The following is a 17,623-nucleotide window of genomic DNA, read 5'->3' on the forward strand; positions in this document are numbered from 1 at the left end:
CGGACAGAGGAGGACGGATGCAAAATGGGAAAAACGAAACACGGCGGTCCGATGCGCTTGCCGAAGACGCCGAAGCCCGGACTGTGGGTCAGCCCGGTCCCGCTCGGCCTCGGCAAGGTGAAGCCGCATCACATCATGGAGACGGCCAAAACGGTATGGCGGAACCGGGACAACCTGCCCTATGCCTGGCGCATCCTGACCCAGGGCGTATGCGACGGATGCGCGCTCGGCGTCTCCGGCCTGCGGGACCGGACGCTCACGGGACCGCATCTGTGCACGACCCGGCTGAATTTGCTGCGCCTCAATACGGCGCCGGCCATCCCCGATGACATCCTGACGGCGGACATCGACGAGCTCAGGCGCATGAGCAGCGCCGAGCTGCGGGAATTGGGGCGGCTCCCTTATCCGATGATCCGCGAGCGCGGAGAGCGGCGTTTCCGCCGCGTGTCGTGGGACGAGGCGATGGACCGGATCGCGGACAAATTCCGCGCCGTCGATCCGAAGCAGGCGGCGTTCTATCTGACGGCCCGCGGCCTGACGAACGAGACGTACTACATGGCGGCGAAAACGGCGCGCTTCCTCGGCACGAACCATATCGACAACGCTTCGCGCATCTGCCACTCGCCGTCCAAGACCGCGCTCAAGCGGTCGATCGGCATCGGCGCGTCGAGCTGCAGCTACACGGACTGGATCGGCACGGACGTGCTCGTCTTCTGGGGCAGCGTCGCCGCGAACAACCAGCCCGTTTCCACGAAATACATGTACGCCGCCAAACGGCAGGGCACGAAGATCATCGTCATCAATCCGTACCGCGAGCCGGCGATGGACGGCTACTGGATTCCTTCGATCCCGGAATCGGCCCTGTTCGGCACGAAGCTGGCGGACGACTGGTACCAGGTCAATATCGGCGGCGACATCGACTTCATGAACGGCGTCATGAAGCATTGGTTCGAGATGGAGAAGCGGGAGCCCGGCTCCGCGCTCGATCTCGCCTTCATCAGCAAGCATGTGAACGGCCTGGAAGAACTGCGGGCGCATGTCGCGGGGCTGGATTGGGACGACATCGAGCGCGGCTCGGGACTGTCCCGGGAGCGGATCGCCGAGTTCGCCGAACTGCTGGCCCGCGCGAAGAGCGGCGTGTTCGTCTGGAGCATGGGGCTGACGCAGCACCGGTTCGGAACGGACAACGTGACGCAGGTGGTCAATCTGGCGCTGCTCCGCGGCTTTCTCGGCCGGGCGAAGTGCGGCCTCATGCCGATCCGCGGCCACAGCGGCGTACAAGGGTCGAGCGAGATGGGGGCCGATCCGTTCAGCCTGCCGGGCGGCGATTTCGATCCGGAGACGATTGCGCGGATCGAGAAACTGTGGGGCTTCGACATTCCGAAGTGGCAGGGCGACATTGTCGGCGTCACCCTGGAGAACGCGCTGCTGCCGGATGATCACGAGCGGCGGCTGAGGCTTTTCTACACCTCCGGCGGCAACTTCCTCGAGACGATGCCGAATCCTGACCGGATCAGGCAGTCGCTGGAGAACATCGAGCTCCGCGTCCACCAGGACATCATTCTGAATACGTCGATGCTGGCGGACGCGCGGGAGGCGGTCATTCTGCTGCCGGCCAAGACGCGCTATGAGCAGGAGGGCGGCGGCACGTCGACGTCGACGGAGCGGATGGTCTACTTCTCGCCGGAGATCCGCGGTCCGCGGATCGGCGAGGCCCGCGAGGAATGGCGCATCTTCCTCGATCTGGCGCGCCGCGTGAAACCGGAGGAAGCGGCCCGGTCGATGAAGGCGGAGTCGGCGGACGAGATCCGGGCGGAGATTGCCCTTGCGGCGCCGAACTATGACGGCATTCAGCATTTGCGGAAGCAGGGCGACTTCTTCCAGTGGGGCGGCGCCTGGCTGTGCGAGGGCGGCGTCTGCCCGACGCCGGACGGCCGGGGCCGGCTCATTCCGATCGCCTCGCCCGGCATCCGCCGCGCGGCGGGCGCTTTTCTGGCGACGACGCGCCGGGGCAAACAGTTCAATTCGATGGTGTACGGCAGCGTCGATCCGTTCAACGGCGCGCTTCGGGAAGATGTGCTGATGAGTCCCGAAGACGCGGCCGAACTCGGCATCGCGGACGGCGAAGCGGTCGTCGTCCACAACCGTTTCGGCCGGTTCTACGGGCGGCTCCGAACGGCGCCCGTCGCCCGCGGCAACCTCGAGCTGTTCTGGCCGGAAGGCAACGTCCTGTTCCCGTCCGGCGTCTACGAGCCGCACGCCGGCATACCCGAGTACAACACGGAAGTGAAGGTCGAGAAAGCCGACGTCTTCTACGCCCGCAAGGACCGCAAATACCGGACGAAGGAAGCGGAAGTGCCGGAGGAAGACGGTCTGCCTGCGGGCGCGGCGGGAGCGGGGGCGCAGCCATGCCGGACGGAATAGATCGCGCCGTCGACACCGCGTTTCCCGTATGGAGATACAGCGCTGACGGCTGGTCGGCCGGCGAAGACGCGGTGGCCGAAGAGATTCCGCTGACGGTCCGGCTGGACGGCGAAGAGTTCGTCACGGTCGTCTGCTCGCCGCAGGATACCGAAGATCTTGTGTTCGGTTTTCTCGCGGGCGAGGGGATCATCGCGTCGCCTGAAGATATCGAGCGGATCGACTGGGACGAGGCGGCCGGTTTCGCGGATGTCCGGCTGCGCCGCCGGCTGGACGGGGCGGAGGCCGATTTCGGCAGGCGCGTCATCGGTTCCTGCTGCGGGCGCAGCCGGCAGTTCTACTTCCGAAGCGACGTGCGCACGGCGCGGACTTCGATCTCGCGGGTGCGGATGCGGCCGGAGGAATGTCTGGCCGCCATGGCCGAACTGCAGCGCCGTTCGGCCGAATTCGCGCGCACGGGCGGCGTGCACAATGCGGCGCTGTGGTCGCCGGGGCGCGGGCTGATCGCGATGCGGACGGACATCGGCCGCCACAACGCGCTCGACAAGCTGCTCGGCTACTGTCTGCGGCGCGGCATACCGACCCGGGATGCGGCGATTATTTTCAGCGGGCGTATTTCCTCGGAGGTGCTGCTGAAGACGGCGAAGATCGGCGCGGCGATCCTGATCGCGAAGTCGGCGCCGACCGGCCTCGCGCTGCGTCTGGCGCACGACCTCGGCATCACGGCGGCCGGCTTCGTCCGCGGCGGCCGGATGAACGTTTACACGCACCCCGAGCGGCTCGGCGCCGCCGGGCAGCCTTGAATCGCGTGCATTGCAGGGAGCGGGACGGGGTTTCTCAAGCCGCCAGACCATGCCTGCGCGGGATGAAGATCTCCGAGACCATCCGGCGCGCTCCTTCCTGAGCGAAGGGGATATGGTGCCAAAGCAGCCGAAAGGGGCTTCGTCCCAATATGCACCGAACCGCTGATTTCGCGGCTTACGATTTCTTACGCTTCGCTTCCGCCGCAAGCACCGCGGGGTACGCAAGGATCAGCAAGAACGTGAGGTATGCCGAGTTCTCGAAATAAGCTTTGAATTTTTCTTTCGACCAGCCGTCCTCGCCGATGATCCAATAGGCCACCGCATTCGATACGCCGAGCCCGTCGTTCGCTTCGGGGATCAGGCTTTGCGTGTAATTTTGCGCAAGGCACACCGTGGCAAGAGCGGAAATGGTGATCGCAAGCTGGATGCCGTTTGCGTACGGATGACGAACCGCCGATTTTCTGAAAACCAGCACCGAAGCGAGAATGAAGACCAGGCAGATCAGCAAAAACAACACCATCAGACGCCTCCATTTCAAACCATGCTTCCTGTTGCTTTATTCCACGCCCCGCTTTCTATTCCTTTTCAAGCACCGATGATTGTTCCATCCGCCATTCCTCAGGTAAGATAGCATTGTGGAACACCGGGCGCGCCGGATGCCTCCTGATCCCGGACCGCGCCGGTTTGAAAGGAAGGAAATGTCATGAGCGCTGATCAGCGACGGGCGGAACTCAGCCGTTTCCTGCGAACGCGCAGGCTTCGGCTGTCGCCGGAGCTTGCGGGCCTCCGGAACGTCGACCTTTCGCGCCGGAGAACGAAGGGGCTTCGCCGCGAGGAAGTGGCCGCACTTGCCGGCATATCGCTTCCCTGGTACACGCAGCTGGAGCAAGGGCGGGACATTCAGGTATCCGATCAAGTGCTGGACAGCCTGGCCAGGGTGCTTCGTCTGGATGCCGACGAACGCAAGCATTTGTTTTTCCTGGCCGGCTCGCGAAGGGATGACGCAATGCCGGCCGACGAGCGTGAGGACGTACCCGCCTCGCTGCGATACATGCTGGATCAATTTTCCGCCCTTCCCGCTTACATTTGCGACGAAAAGATGAATGTGCTCGCATGGAACCGGCTGGCGGAGGCCGTCTTCGGCCCGTTCGAGTCGACGCATCCGTACGGACGAAACCTCGTCTGGCGCATGTTCATGATGCCTTCGCACCGGTCCATGTACCTTGAATGGGAAAGTCTGGCCAAGACGATGCTGGGTCATTTCCGTCCGAAGTATGCGAGACATCTGGAAAACCCGTGGTACAAGGATTTCGTTGCCGCATTGTCGGCAGGAAGTCCCGAATTCGCGGACTGGTGGGATGACTATGAGGTGCATTGCTCGTACCGGCATCCCTACGTCATGGAGCACCCGGAGGCCGGGCGGCTTCATCTGGACCCGCAGATCATGCAGATCGATGAACAGGAGCTGTATTTGACCGTCTTCACGCCGGATCTGCATGACGGTTCGATCCAGCGGCTGGCCATGCTGAACGAAAGGGACGGCTCGAAAGTCCGTTCCTGAGCGAAGGGGACAGGGTCCCAAAGCTTAAAAAAAGGGCTTCCGCCCGAGCGAATGCTTGAGCGGAAAGCCCTTTTTCCGTTATAGCGTCAGCCTGCCTGCGTTTCAGCCTCAGCTTGCGATCATCTGACGGAGAACCGTCTGCAGGATGCCGCCGTTGCGGTAATATTCGATGTCGACGTAGGAGTCGAGCCGGACGGTGACCGGGAACTCGAACTTGCTGCCGTCTTCGCGGGTTGCGACCACCTTGACGGTGTCGCCCGGCTTGATGTCGTTCGTCAGGCCGACGATGTCGAACGTCTCGCGGCCCGTGATGCCGAGCGATTGCCAGTTGTCGCCGTTCTGGAATTGCAGCGGCAGGACGCCCATGCCGACCAGGTTCGCGCGGTGGATCCGCTCGAAGCTTTCGGCGATGACGGCCTTGATGCCGAGCAGGTAAGTGCCTTTCGCCGCCCAGTCGCGGGAGCTGCCCATGCCGTATTCCTTGCCGGCGATGACGACGAGGTTCGTGCCGTCCGCCTGATACTTCATCGCGGCGTCGTAGATCGACATCACTTCGTCCGTCGGCAGATACTTCGTCACGCCGCCTTCCGTGCCCGGCGCCACCTGGTTCCGGATGCGGATGTTGGCGAACGTGCCGCGCATCATCACTTCGTGATGGCCGCGGCGGGAGCCGTACGAGTTGAAGTCCTCGCGCTTCACGCCGTGCTCGATCAGGTATTTGCCCGCAGGGCTGTCGACCTTGATGTTGCCCGCCGGCGAGATGTGGTCGGTCGTCACGTTGTCGCCGAGCAGCGCCAGCGCGCGGGCGCCGGTGATGTCGCCGAGGTCCTTGACGCCTTCATGCAGGTTCTCGAAGAACGGCGGGTTCGCGATGTAGGTCGATTTTTCGTCCCACTCGTACGATTCGCCCTGCGGCACCGGAATCTTGTTCCAGCGCTCGTTCTGCGTGAACACGTTCGCGTATTTCGCGCGGAACATGTCCGGCGTGAGCGATTGGTTGATCGCGTCCTGAATCTCTTGCGACGACGGCCAGATGTCGCGCAGGTAGACCGGCTGGCCGTTCGGGTCGTAGCCGAGCGGATCCTTCGTCAGGTCGATGTCCACCGTGCCCGCGATCGCATAGGCGACGACGAGCGGCGGCGAAGCGAGGAAGTTCGCTTTGACCTGCGCATGGACGCGGCCTTCGAAGTTCCGGTTGCCGGACAGGACGGATGCGACCGTCAGGTCGCTGTCGGCGATCGCCTGGCTCACTTCATCCGGCAGCGGACCGGAGTTGCCGATACAGGTTGCGCAGCCGTAGCCCGCGATGTGGAAGCCGAGCTTCTCGAGCGGCTCCATCAGGCCGGCTTTCTTCAGGTAGTCGGTGACGACGAGCGAGCCCGGCGTCAGCGAAGTCTTGACGTATTCTTTCACCGTCAGGCCGCGTTCGACCGCCTTCTTCGCGACGAGGCCCGCGCCGAGCATGACGGACGGGTTCGACGTGTTCGTGCAGCTCGTGATCGCCGCGATGACGACCGCGCCGGTGCCCATCTTGCTGACCTTGCCGTTCTTGTGCTTCACTTCGACGGTTTCGGCGATCTTCTCCTCGGTAAGGCCGTAGCCGCCCTTCTCGATCGGCGTGCGGATGATGGTGTTCCACGATTCCTTCATCGCCGTCAGCTCGATGCGGTCCTGCGGACGCTTCGGACCCGCGAGGCTCGGCACGATCGTCGACAGGTCGAGCTCGATGACGTCCGAGAACACCGGATCCGGCGTGTCGTCCGTCCGGAACATGCCCTGCGCCTTGTAATAGGCTTCGACGAGCGCGATCTGCTCCTCGCTGCGGCCCGTCTGACGCAGGAAGTCGAGCGAGATGTGGTCGACCGGGAAGAAGCCGATCGTCGCGCCGTATTCCGGCGCCATGTTCGCGACCGTCGCGCGGTCAGGCAGGCTGATGTTCGACAGGCCCGGGCCGAAGAACTCAACGAACTTGCCGACGACGCCTTTCTTGCGGAGCATCTGCGTAACCGTCAGCGCCAGGTCGGTCGCCGTCGCGCCTTCCGCCAGCTTGCCCGTCAGCTTGAAGCCGATGACTTCCGGCGTGACGAAATAGAGCGGCTGGCCGAGCATGCCGGCTTCCGCCTCGATGCCGCCGACGCCCCAGCCGACGACGCCGAGGCCGTTGATCATCGTCGTATGCGAGTCCGTGCCGACAAGCGAATCCGGGAAGACGACCGTCTCGCCGTCCACCGTTTTCGTCGCCGCGACGGTGGCGAGGTACTCCAGGTTCACCTGGTGCACGATACCCGTTCCCGGAGGCACGGCGCGGAAGTTCTCGAACGCCGTCTGCGCCCAGCGGAGGAAGCGGTACCGTTCACCGTTCCGTTCGAATTCGATCCGTTCGTTCGTCTCCTGCGCGTCGGGCGAACCGAACGCGTCGACCATGACGGAGTGGTCGATGACGAGGTCGACCGGCACAAGCGGGTTGATCCGCTTCGGGTCGCCGCCCGCTTTCTTCACGGTGTCGCGCATCGCCGCCAGGTCGACGACGACCGGAACGCCGGTGAAGTCTTGCAGTACGATGCGGGCGGGGATGAACGGAATTTCTTTGTCTTGACGGCCTTCCGCCCAGGTGGCCAGCAGTTTCACGTGATCCTTCGTGATGGCGTGTCCGTCGTATTGGCGGACGGCCGCTTCGAGCAGCACCTTGATCGAGAACGGAAGCTTGCCGATGCTGCCGAGGCCTTGCTCCTCCAGCCCTTGCAGCCGGTAGTAGGCATATGTCTTGCCGCCGACTTCAAGGCTGGAGCGGATGCCGTAGGCATCTTGCTTCGCCATGGAAAGTCTCCTCCTTACCGTATGGGGTCTCTCTGCCGCGATTCGTTTCTTCCGGACAATGTTGTTTCGTCTGGTGAAACTCAATTTCATAATCGCGCTATATTCCTAGTATATCGTTTGCAATGATCAACGTAAAGCCTGATTTTGTCGCTTCCGCGCCGTCTGACGGCCGCTAGGGCCCGCCGGATTCATGAAACCGGCGTCCGGCACATATACATGAAGCGATGCTTTTCCTGCCCCGGGGAACTGCCCCGGGACCGCAGACCGCGAGCTTGAGGGGAGGAGGGGCCGGCATGGCGCTGCAAAGCGAAGCCGGGCGACGCCCGCCGGCTTTGCACGGGTGGCGGGCAGCCGTGCACGAATACGTGAAGTGCGTGAGTGAAGCGGAGATCGATATGACCGCCGGACCGCTTACGGCCGTCGCGGAGGATGACAAGCACCTGGGCCGGCTCGAAACCCGCTTGAAGCGCATGCGCGAGCGGGAACATCGGCGCGGCGCGTTTCCCGAGCGGCAAGAAGCCCGTGCGGTTCTGCTCGGCTTCCGCGAGGAAGGCCGTACGGCCGCGGTCCGCCTGCAATTGCATCTCAAGCGAAGCTTGTCCTTCGGGGAAGCCTCCTATACCGAGGAAAAACTGGAGATCGAACGCATCCGGCTCGAACTTCGAAACGGCGTCTGGCGGGTGACCGGCATCGAACCCGAGATTGCGGAGCGGCGGCGGGAACCCCCCGGCCCGGCGGCGCCGCCCGACCCGGACCCGGAGGGAACCGCCGGCCGGTCCGGGCAGGAGCAGGACGAACCGGCAATTCCGCTACCTTATATAAACGGCCGGCTGCTGCCGCATTTCCAGAAGATGCGCGCAGGCATTCCGTACCGCCGGGATCTGGCGGCCGCGTATGCCGACCGCTGGTGGAACGAGCCGAATCCCGCTTATGAGAAGTTCGAAGTGAACTGCACGAACTATGTTTCCCAGTGCCTCTTTGCAGGCCATGCTCCGATGAACTATACTGGTAGAAGAGATTCGGGCTGGTGGTACAAGGGGCGCAGCGGCGGCCGTGAGCTGTGGAGCTACAGCTGGGCGGTCTCGCATGCGCTTCAATCGTATTTGGCGAGGGGCGCGACGTCCGGCCTGCAGGCCGTTCAGGTCGAATCGCCGGCGGATCTGATGCTCGGAGACGTCATTTTCTACGACTGGGACGGCGACGGACGGTTTCAGCACAGCACGATCGTCACCGCCTTTGACAGCGCGGGGATGCCGCTCGTCAACGCGAATACGACGGCCAGCCGCCACCGCTATTGGGATTACCGCGATTCTTACGCCTGGACGGAACGGACGCGGTACAAATTTTTTCACATCGCGGACGAATTCTGATCGTCCGCGCGGCCGGACAGCGCCTGAGGCTGCAGGATAATCTAAGAACCGGAGGATGGACATGGGGGATAAAGTTCGGGTAGGGCTCGTCTACGGCGGCCGTTCCGGAGAACACGAGGTGTCGCTGCAGACCGCGTTCTCCGTGCTGCAAGCATTCGATTACGACAAATATGAAATCCAGCCATTCTATATTACGAAGCAGGGCATCTGGCATGCCGGGCCGGCGCTGTCGGCTCCGCCGGAACATATCGGCCTCATCCGTTACGACGAAGCGGACGGATCCGCGTCGGAACAGCTGCTGCTGCCCGTGTTCGAACGCATGGCCGCTCCGCCCAAGGCGCCGGCGGCAGCCGCGAAGGCGGTTCAGAAAGCCGCGCCTTCGGCATCGTCGGGCGGCAGCGGCGGCAAGCGGCTGGATGTCGTCTTTCCGCTGCTGCACGGGACGTACGGCGAGGACGGCACGATCCAGGGGCTGCTGGAAATGGCGGGCATTCCGTATGTCGGCGCAGGCGTGCTTGCTTCGGCTGTCGGCATGGACAAGGTCATGATGAAGCGGGTGTTCGCCCATGAAGGGCTGCCGCAGTGCGTGTTCCGTCATTTCACCCGGGCGCAGTGGGACAAGGATGCGCAATATTTCATCATGGAGATCGAGGTGTCGCTCGGCTACCCTTGCTTCGTCAAGCCGGCCAACCTCGGTTCGAGCGTCGGCATCTCGAAGGCCTACAACCGCGAGCAGCTGATCCAGGCGGTGGAATACGCGTTCCGTTACGACCGCAAGGTGCTCGTCGAAGAATTCGTGAACGCCAGGGAGCTGGAAGTGAGCGTGCTCGGCAACGACGAGCCCCGCGCGTCGGTCGTCGGGGAGATTGTCTCGTCGAACGACTTCTACGACTACAACGCGAAATATATCGACGGCAAATCCGTCATGAAGATTCCGGCCGACATCCCGGAGGAGACGGCCGAACAGATCCGCGAGATGGCGCTTCGCGCCTATCAGGCGATTGACGGATCGGGCCTTGCGCGCGTCGACTTCTTCCTGCGCAAGGAAGACGGCCGCATCTTCCTGAACGAAGTGAACACGATGCCGGGATTTACGCCGTTCAGCATGTACCCGCTGCTCTGGAAGGAGTCGGGGCTGCCCTATCGGGAACTGCTCGACAAGCTGATCGCGCTCGCGTTCGAGCGGCATGAAGCGAAGCAGAAGCTCGTCTACGGCGAATAAGTTGAAGGAGGGAATCCGATGGGTTTTCCGACCGAATTCAACTCCGTGTGCAAGTTCAAATCCGACCAGGAGCTGTACGAACTGCTGGAATACGGCCGGGGCAAAATGGTCAAAAGCGGATTCCGCGTCTACCCGACCGGGCAGAAAGTGATCGCCTACACGCCGGACAACCGGGCGATCGCCATCGTCAAGATCGTCGCGTCGATCGCGGAGATCAATTTCCAGGGTGAAGAAGTGACCGAGGTCGAGATGGAGCTCGTCCGCAGGCTGACGGACGAAGAATCGCGCATCCAGACGGCGCTGGCGCACGAGATGTTCTTCGGCGAGCAATCCTGACGGCCGGGGCAGCGATGCGGAGAGGCGGCGTTTCCGGGCGCTCCTTCCGGCCCGTGCGGTCCGGTGCGGGACAAGCTCCCGCGGGCGGACGAGCATTTTGCGCGGGGCGTGAGGGGTGCCACTTGAAATCGTTGCCAGAATCCGTTAAGTTGGACGAAGGACAAGTCAAGGAGGAGATCGGTTCATGAGCGGACTGCTTAACGGCAAGAACATCGTCGTCATGGGCGTGGCGAACGACCGGAGCATCGCCTGGGCGATCGCCCGCTCGCTTAAGGCGCAGGGCGCCAACCTCGCATTCACGTACGAGAGCGAGCGCGTGGAGGAGCGGGTACGCAAGCTCACGGAAACGATGCCGGGCTCGCTCGTCCTGCCGTGCAACGTGACGTCCGACGAAGACATCGAACGGCTGGCCGACGCGCTGCGCGAGTCGTTCGGCGTGCTGCACGGCGTCGTGCACAGCATCGCCTTCGCGAAGACGGAAGAGCTGGAAGGGCTTTATGTCAACACCTCGCGCGCGGGTTTCGCCCTGGCCCATGACATCAGCGCCTACTCGCTGACGGCGGTGGCGCAGAAACTGTATCCGCTCATGACCGAAGGCGGCAGCATCATGACGATGACCTATCTCGGCGCCGAACGGGCGATGCCGAACTACAACGTCATGGGCGTGGCGAAGGCGGCGCTCGAAGCGTCCGTCCGCTATCTCGCCGCCGACCTCGGACAATACAACATCCGCGTCAATGCCATTTCGGCCGGGCCGATCCGGACGCTCGCGGCCAAAGGGATCAAGGACTTCAACTCGATTCTGCGCCAGGTCGAAGAGAAAGCGCCGCTGCGGCGGACGACGGACGCGGAGGAAGTCGGCGACACCGCGATGTTCCTGATGAGCCATCTGTCGCGCGGCATTACGGGCGAAGTCATTTACGTGGACAACGGCTATCATATTGTCGGCGTGTGATCCGTTAATTCGCCATGTTCATTGCCATCATCCTGCTCATCATCCTCGGACTGATCGCCGCCGTCTTCGGCAGCATCGTCGGGCTCGGTGGCGGCATCATCATCGTGCCGTCCCTCCTTCTGTTCGGCCCGATGCTGACCGGCGAGCCGATCGGGCACAGCACGGCTGTCGGCACATCGCTGGCGGTGCTGATCGTAACCGCGCTCGCTTCGACGCTGAGCTACATGAAGGACAAGCGCGTCGATTTCCGCATCGCGTGGCTGCTCTTCGCCACCAGCGGACCGGCGGCGATGCTCGGCTCCGCCTTGACCGGACAATTGCAGGGCGGCCCGTTCCGGATCGTGTTCGGCGTCTTCATGCTGCTTATGGCACTGCTGCTCATGCTGCGCGACCGGATGAAGCCGTCCTCGCGGGCGTGGCCGATGCGCCGCGTCTGGACCGACGCCGCCGGGAACGAGCACGAGTACGGCTTCGCGCTGCTGCCCGGGCTCATCGTCGGTTTCGGCGTCGGTCTCGTCTCCGGGCTGTTCGGCATCGGCGGAGGCTCGCTGTTCGTGCCGGTCATGGTGATCCTGTTCCGGTTTCCGCCGCATGTGGCGACCGCGACTTCGATGTTCACAATCTTCCTGTCGTCGCTGCTCGGCAGCGGCGTGAAGGCGGGGCTCGGCGAGATCGACTGGCTGCTGGCGGCGGCGCTGCTCCCCGGTGCCTGGATCGGCGGCAAGATCGGCGCCTGGATCGCCCGGCGCATGTCCGGCCGGGGTCTCCTGTGGCTGCTGCGCGTGACGCTGCTCGTGCTGGCGGTCCGCATGATATTCGAAGGAATTCAATCACTGTAGGCCATCAATGGGCGGGCGTACCGCTTAATCAAGCGTTATTTTCGGACGGAAAGGGGGGGAGATCATGAACGATACGGACAGCCGGCAGGTCATCGGCCGGAAAAGCTTCGCGGCCGTGGCGATCAACTGCGCGGCGAAGGCGGGCGAATGGATCAAGACGAAGGTGGGCGGCTACGCCAGCCTGAATCAGAAAACGTCGCACCACGACCTCGTGACGGAAGTGGACAAAGGTTCGGAGAACCTGATCCGCAGCCTCATTCTGACGCACTTTCCGGACCATGCCGTTCTCGGGGAGGAAGGCGTCGAACCGGGGCCGGCCGCGTCGGCGGCGGCGCTCGAAGAAGTGAAGGATGCGGAATATCTGTGGATCATCGACCCGATCGACGGGACGACGAACTTCGTGCACGGATTTCCTTTCTTCTCCGTCTCGATCGCGCTGGCGCACCGGGGCGAGGTCATCCTCGGCGTCGTCTACGATCCGTCGAAAGACGAGTTGTTCATCGCGGAGAAAGGCAAGGGCGCTTACGTCCACGGCCGGCGCACCCGGGTGTCCGGCGAGACCGGCCTTAAGGAGAGCCTCGTCGCAACGGGCTTTCCGGCCGACCGTGACGGCGCGCTCCCGCTCAACATGCGCCAGCTTGAGGCTGTCGTGCCCCGCGTGCGGAACGTGCGCACGGCCGGGTCGGCGGCGCTGCATCTGGCTTATGTGGCCGCGGGCCGGCTCTCCGCCTTCTGGGAGATCGGCCTGAACAGCTGGGATATCGCGGCAGGCGCGCTGCTCATCCAGGAGTCGGGAGGCGTCGTCACCGATCTGGACGGCAACCCGTACCATCTCGGCGTGCGCAATATCGTGGCTTCGAACGGCGCCGTGCACGACGAACTTCTGGCCGTGCTCCGCTCGGCGGCGGAATAACGGATCGGGCGCTTCCCGATACTACACGGGACGGCACGATTGCATCGTCATCCAATCGGCATCTTGCGGGAAGGTGAAGCGCATGGAAGGACGGGAAGGACGGCAGGCCGGCGGCCGCGCTCCGCACGATGCGGAAGCGGAGCGGGTGCTTGCGGAGCAGCTGACGGACGGCCCGCTCGATGAGTCGGGCCGCGAGGAGCGCGTCCGGGCAAGCCTGCCGCCGAAGTACGAAGTGCGGATCCGGATGGAGTACGATCCGATCGTGGAAGAGACGAAGCGGTACCGCAGCATGGCGCGCGAGATCGACGGCCGTTACGACCGCTTCATGATCCGGATGGATGCGGACGCCCCGGACGAGGAACGGACAGACGGTCAGAACGGAGAAGGGCAGGATGGAGAGCGGTAGACCGCTCTTCATCCTGCCTGTTTTTTTGCCTGCGGGACGGCGATGCGGCCGTCTGCCGCCACGGGCGCCGGCTGCTTCCGTCCGTCGTCCCGCTGCGCGTCCGCGCGTCCTTCGGCCAGGGACGGATCCGTCCGGCAATCGGCATTGAGCCGCGCCCCGCCTTCGATGACGTATCCCGCGGCCGCCACGTCGCCGTTCATTTCGCCGGATGCCAGGAGGGTGAACCGGCCGTGCGACTTCACGCTGCCGAACAGCTTGCCGGCAACGGTCACGCTCCGCGCCTCGACGTTGCTGCGGACGATACCGGACTCGCCGATGACGACGTCGCCGCGGCAGACGATTTCGCCGCTGAATTCGCCATCGATCCGGAGGCCGGCATCGCATTCGATGCGTCCTTCGGAAGAAGTGCCCCGGCCGATCAGTGTGTCGGTCACGGGAATCGAACGTTTCCTCCGCATGTTAATCCTCCTTCACGAGTTCCAGATAGTTGAGCGGGTTCACGCTCTCCCCATCCGCTTCGACTCCGAAATGCAGATGCGGCCCCGTACTCCTGCCGGACGAACCGAGCGCGCCGATCCGTCCGCCCCGCTTCACGGCGTCGCCGGGCTCCACCTCGACGGCCGACAGGTGATAGTAGAGGCTGCGCAGCCCGTTTCTGTGCTTGATGACGATGTAGCGGCCGCGGCTTGCGTCGGAGCCGGTATCCTCCACCATGCCGTCTCCGGCGGCATACACCGGATCGCCCTTCCGCCCGGCGATGTCGATGCCCGCATGGAAGGCGGTCTTCCCGGTGTACGGATCGCGGCGGTAGCCCCAGGTCGAGGTGACGCGGCGGGAGCGGGTCGGCCAGGCGGACGGCAGGGCGTCGGCCTCCAGCTTCCGCCGCCGCGCCTCTTCGATCTTGTAGGCCATCGACCGGTCCAGATCGTCGATCATGCCCGAAATGGTGCGGAAATCGGGCTCGTCCGCATTCAGCATCCGGATCATGTCGGCGGCGGTCACTTCGGGCGGGGCGTGCACGTCCGCCGTATCCTCATCTCCGGCCGTATCGGCTCCGCTCAAGCCGGTTGCGCCGACCGGCGGCGCATCCCCGTCTCCTCCGTACCGTTCAAAAAAATCTTCCAGCCTTCGCTCCAATTCGTGCAAATCGCGAAGCCGCGCCTCAAGCTCGCCCTGCTGGTCGGACAGTTCCCGCACCTCCGCTTCCAGCGCGCGGATCTGCCCGTCTTTCGCCGCGATGGCTTCCTGATGGCGGACGGTCTGCTCGGTCAGCTCCCGCTCAAGCGCCGCAAGCTGCCAGGCCGCGCGCGCCTGCAGCAAAGCCAGGCAGGCGGCGAACAGCAGGAGCAGCGCCGCGGGCGCGGCGACGACGAAGCGCCGCCGCATCCGGAACTGGCGGACGCGTTTGTCGGGGCCGCGCATGACGATCAGCGACCACCGGGTCGAACTCCTGTCCCTCAAGTCACGGCGCCCCTCCCCGTCCGGTGATGGTTTGAACGTTCACTAGTTATTTATTCCTGTCCGGTGGGAAACATGTCACGGGACAAGGGCATACTACAGAGACGACTTTCGCCAGGAAAGGAGCGGTTGCATGGTCTGGCCGTGGCTGTTGGCGGCTGTTGTCGTCTGGTGGGCGGAAGCCGCCGTTGTGCTCGCAGCGGAGCATCGCCGTCCGGCGCATGCCGCGGCATGGCTGCTTGTTCTGCTGGCGCTGCCGATCGTCGGCATCCTTCCGTTTCTGCTTGCAAGGGGAAAGGTCGGCTTGGGAGACTCCCGTGACCGCAAGCCGGCAAAGCGTTCTTCCACCGGAACGGATGACGCCTTTCCCGGGGATGAGCGGCTGAGGCGGGCGCTCAGGCGGATGTCGGATGCGCCGATCACCGGATGCAACGGCACCGAGATTCTGACGGACGGCGAAGAGGCGTTCGCGTCGATTTTCGATATGATCGGGAAGGCCGAGCATCATATTCATCTGGCCTATTACATTCTGCGCGACGACGGCGTCGGACGGCGGTTCCGGGACGCCCTGATCCGCAAGGCGAAGGAAGGCGTGCAGGTGAGGCTCATCTACGACGGCTTCGGCAGCTGGAAGCTGCCAAAGTCGTATATCCGCGAGCTGACAGAAGCCGGCGTGCGGGTGCGGTGCTTCCTCCCGCTCGGCGCCGCGCTCAGAAGCCGCCGGATCAACCACCGCTACCATCGCAAAATCGTCATCATCGACGGCAAGTCCGGATTTACGGGCGGCATCAACATCGGCGACGAATATTTGGGGCTGGACAAAAGGCTCGGGTTCTGGCGGGATACGCATCTGCGGGTGGAAGGGGACGCCGTCTGCGACCTGCAGAACATTTTCGTCCGCGACTGGGAGCTCGCTTCCGGGGAGGCGCTTGACGATCCGGCTTACTGGCCGCCGCATGCGTGCACGTCGCACGAACGGGTGCAGATCGTCTCGTGCGGGCCGCGCCTCGGCGGGAACGAGATTTACGACGGCCTTCTCGCCGCGGTCGGTGCCGCACGGGAGCGCATCTGGATCGCGACGCCGTATTTCGTCCCGGATGCCGGCCTGACGGCGGCGCTGCGGACGGCGGCCGCGGGCGGCGTGGACGTGCGCCTGATCGTGCCGGGCATCGCCGACACGCGGTTCGTACTGGCCGCCACGCTGTCCCACGCGGCCGATCTGCAGGCCGCGGGCGTGCGGGTGTACCGCTATCAGAAAGGGTTCATCCACGCGAAGGTGATGATCGTCGACCGGCTTCTCGCGTCGGTGGGGACGGCGAATCTGGATATGCGCAGCTTCTACAGCAACTATGAGCTGAGCGCGCTGCTGTTCGACGAGAAGCCGATCGGGCGGCTGGAGCGGGACTTCCTCAAGGATCTTGCGGATTCGCGCGAGGTGACGGCGGAGGAGCTGCGCGGGCTGACGGCCGGCGCAAGGGCGGGGCGGGCGATGGCGCGGCTGCTGTCGCCGCTGCTGTAGCCGCAGCAGCAGCCGCTGCTGCAACCGCCGATGCAGCCCGTCTTCACCCCTGGCGCCTCCGGATAAATTCGAAGATCGGCCGGAGGTTCTGCTTCGGCGCCCGCTCCAGCAGATCGCCCAGCCGGGCGAGGCGCGGCCCGATCGTGTGCAGGTTGAAGTCCGCCGGACGGACATCCGCCCGCACCTCGTCCCATGTAAGCGGCGTCGAGACGGACGCCGCCGGACGTGCGCGCGGCGTGTAAGGGGCGGACAGCGTTTTGCCGGCGTAATGCTGCAGGTAATCGAAGTAGATCAGGTCGCCGCGGTTTTTTTTCAACCGTTCAATGGTGAACAGCTTCGGGTGCCTGCTGACCAGATACTCGCCGACGAACCGGCCGATGGCGCGCAGCTCGTCGAACGTCAGGTCGGGCTCGACCGGCACGACGATCTGCACGCCCGTCGCGCCGGACGTCTTCGGCACGGACGCGATGCCGAGGGAGCGGAGCAGCTCCCCCGCCAGCCACGCCGCCTCCATGATGCGCGGTTCCTCCTCCCGCGACGGGTCGAGGTCGATCACCCATTCCGTCGGGCGCAGCGGCTCGCCGATCCGGTCGAACGAGGCGTGGAATTCGAGGCAGGCGAGGTTGCCGAGCCAGATGAGCGTCGGCAGCGAATCGAGCACGACGTAGCGGATGCCGTTCTGCTCGGCCGTCCGCACGAAGGGGGGAAGCGGTTCCGGGGCGTTCTTTTGATAGAAAGACTTGCCGTGGATGCCGTTCGGGTACCGGATGACGGTCAGATACCGCCCTTCGCAGTGCCGGATGAGGTGGGGAGCGAGCTCCGCCAGCTTCTCCAGATAGCGCAGTTTCGTAATGCCGGCTTCCGGCCAGAGCACCCGGTCCGGATTGCTGATGGACAGCCGTTCGCCCTGCACCGTAATCGTTCCCGTCGTTTTGACCGCCATGCACGCCCCTCCTGTTTCGTTTCGTCACTTTCGGGAAAATATGATACTGCCCCCAGTATT

At 64.1% G+C, this 17,623-nt stretch carries 16 protein-coding genes; 11 read left to right on the forward strand and 5 right to left on the reverse strand.

Annotated elements, in window-relative coordinates:
* Positions 1–24: 24 nt before the first annotated feature.
* Positions 25–2,424: an FdhF/YdeP family oxidoreductase gene (locus tag KJQ12_RS05585; protein ID WP_213483815.1), complete on the forward strand. Its 2,400-nt coding sequence runs from the start codon at positions 25–27 to the stop codon at positions 2,422–2,424.
* Positions 2,409–3,224: a formate dehydrogenase accessory sulfurtransferase FdhD gene (gene fdhD, locus KJQ12_RS05590; protein ID WP_015255832.1), complete on the forward strand. Its 816-nt coding sequence runs from the start codon at positions 2,409–2,411 to the stop codon at positions 3,222–3,224. The genes KJQ12_RS05585 and fdhD overlap by 16 nt, the downstream gene beginning before the upstream one ends.
* 175 nt (positions 3,225–3,399) lie before the next feature.
* Here the strand turns inward: fdhD and KJQ12_RS05595 are convergent, their stop codons facing one another.
* Positions 3,400–3,744: a hypothetical protein gene (locus tag KJQ12_RS05595; RefSeq protein ID WP_015255831.1), complete on the reverse strand. Its 345-nt coding sequence runs from the start codon at positions 3,742–3,744 to the stop codon at positions 3,400–3,402.
* 183 nt (positions 3,745–3,927) lie between these two features.
* On the opposite strand from KJQ12_RS05595, the gene KJQ12_RS05600 reads away from it, so the two are divergent.
* Complete coding sequence (locus KJQ12_RS05600; RefSeq protein ID WP_015255830.1) at positions 3,928–4,785, forward strand: helix-turn-helix transcriptional regulator; 858 nt, start codon at positions 3,928–3,930, stop codon at positions 4,783–4,785.
* Positions 4,786–4,893: 108 nt separating this feature from the next.
* Here KJQ12_RS05600 and acnA read toward each other — a convergent pair whose 3' ends face one another.
* Entirely contained in the window at positions 4,894–7,602 is a 2,709-nt protein-coding gene (acnA, locus tag KJQ12_RS05605; protein ID WP_015255829.1) for an aconitate hydratase AcnA, read from the reverse strand.
* A 293-nt stretch (positions 7,603–7,895) separates the two neighbouring features.
* On the opposite strand from acnA, the gene KJQ12_RS05610 reads away from it, so the two are divergent.
* The 7 genes from KJQ12_RS05610 to KJQ12_RS05640 all read left to right on the forward strand — a co-directional run bounded on the left by KJQ12_RS05610 (position 7,896) and on the right by KJQ12_RS05640 (position 13,643).
* Positions 7,896–8,972: an amidase domain-containing protein gene (locus KJQ12_RS05610; RefSeq protein WP_213483816.1), complete on the forward strand. Its 1,077-nt coding sequence runs from the start codon at positions 7,896–7,898 to the stop codon at positions 8,970–8,972.
* Between the two features lie 61 nt (positions 8,973–9,033).
* Positions 9,034–10,194 carry a D-alanine--D-alanine ligase gene (locus KJQ12_RS05615; protein WP_015255827.1) on the forward strand — a complete coding sequence of 387 codons (1,161 nt, stop codon included), beginning with the start codon at positions 9,034–9,036 and terminating at the stop codon, positions 10,192–10,194.
* 18 nt (positions 10,195–10,212) lie between these two features.
* The gene (locus KJQ12_RS05620; RefSeq protein WP_015255826.1) at positions 10,213–10,530 is read left to right on the forward strand and encodes a hypothetical protein; all 318 of its coding nucleotides are present in this window, start codon (positions 10,213–10,215) and stop codon (positions 10,528–10,530) included.
* Between the two features lie 184 nt (positions 10,531–10,714).
* Positions 10,715–11,485, forward strand: a complete 771-nt coding sequence (gene fabI, locus KJQ12_RS05625; protein ID WP_213483817.1) for an enoyl-ACP reductase FabI — start codon at positions 10,715–10,717, stop codon at positions 11,483–11,485.
* A 14-nt stretch (positions 11,486–11,499) separates the two neighbouring features.
* Positions 11,500–12,324, forward strand: a complete 825-nt coding sequence (locus KJQ12_RS05630) for a sulfite exporter TauE/SafE family protein (RefSeq protein WP_015255824.1) — start codon at positions 11,500–11,502, stop codon at positions 12,322–12,324.
* Positions 12,325–12,388: 64 nt separating this feature from the next.
* Positions 12,389–13,237, forward strand: coding sequence for an inositol monophosphatase family protein (locus KJQ12_RS05635; RefSeq protein ID WP_015255823.1), 849 nt, complete (start codon positions 12,389–12,391; stop codon positions 13,235–13,237).
* A gap of 82 nt (positions 13,238–13,319) precedes the next feature.
* Entirely contained in the window at positions 13,320–13,643 is a 324-nt protein-coding gene (locus KJQ12_RS05640) for a hypothetical protein (RefSeq protein WP_015255822.1), read from the forward strand.
* A gap of 8 nt (positions 13,644–13,651) precedes the next feature.
* Here KJQ12_RS05640 and KJQ12_RS05645 read toward each other — a convergent pair whose 3' ends face one another.
* Together KJQ12_RS05645 and KJQ12_RS05650 are read right to left on the reverse strand one after the other, a co-directional pair.
* Positions 13,652–14,101, reverse strand: a complete 450-nt coding sequence (locus tag KJQ12_RS05645) for a bactofilin family protein (RefSeq protein WP_213483818.1) — start codon at positions 14,099–14,101, stop codon at positions 13,652–13,654.
* Position 14,102: 1 nt separating this feature from the next.
* Complete coding sequence (locus KJQ12_RS05650; protein WP_213483819.1) at positions 14,103–15,104, reverse strand: M23 family metallopeptidase; 1,002 nt, start codon at positions 15,102–15,104, stop codon at positions 14,103–14,105.
* A 130-nt stretch (positions 15,105–15,234) separates the two neighbouring features.
* Between KJQ12_RS05650 and cls the strand changes: the two genes are divergently transcribed.
* Positions 15,235–16,620, forward strand: a complete 1,386-nt coding sequence (gene cls / locus KJQ12_RS05655) for a cardiolipin synthase (RefSeq protein ID WP_213483820.1) — start codon at positions 15,235–15,237, stop codon at positions 16,618–16,620.
* Positions 16,621–16,663: 43 nt separating this feature from the next.
* Here the strand turns inward: cls and ligD are convergent, their stop codons facing one another.
* Positions 16,664–17,563, reverse strand: coding sequence for a non-homologous end-joining DNA ligase (gene ligD / locus KJQ12_RS05660; protein WP_213483821.1), 900 nt, complete (start codon positions 17,561–17,563; stop codon positions 16,664–16,666).
* Positions 17,564–17,623 lie beyond the last annotated feature (60 nt).

The organism is Thermobacillus xylanilyticus (genome assembly GCF_907165215.1).
Lineage (GTDB): Bacteria > Bacillota > Bacilli > Paenibacillales > Paenibacillaceae > Thermobacillus > Thermobacillus xylanilyticus.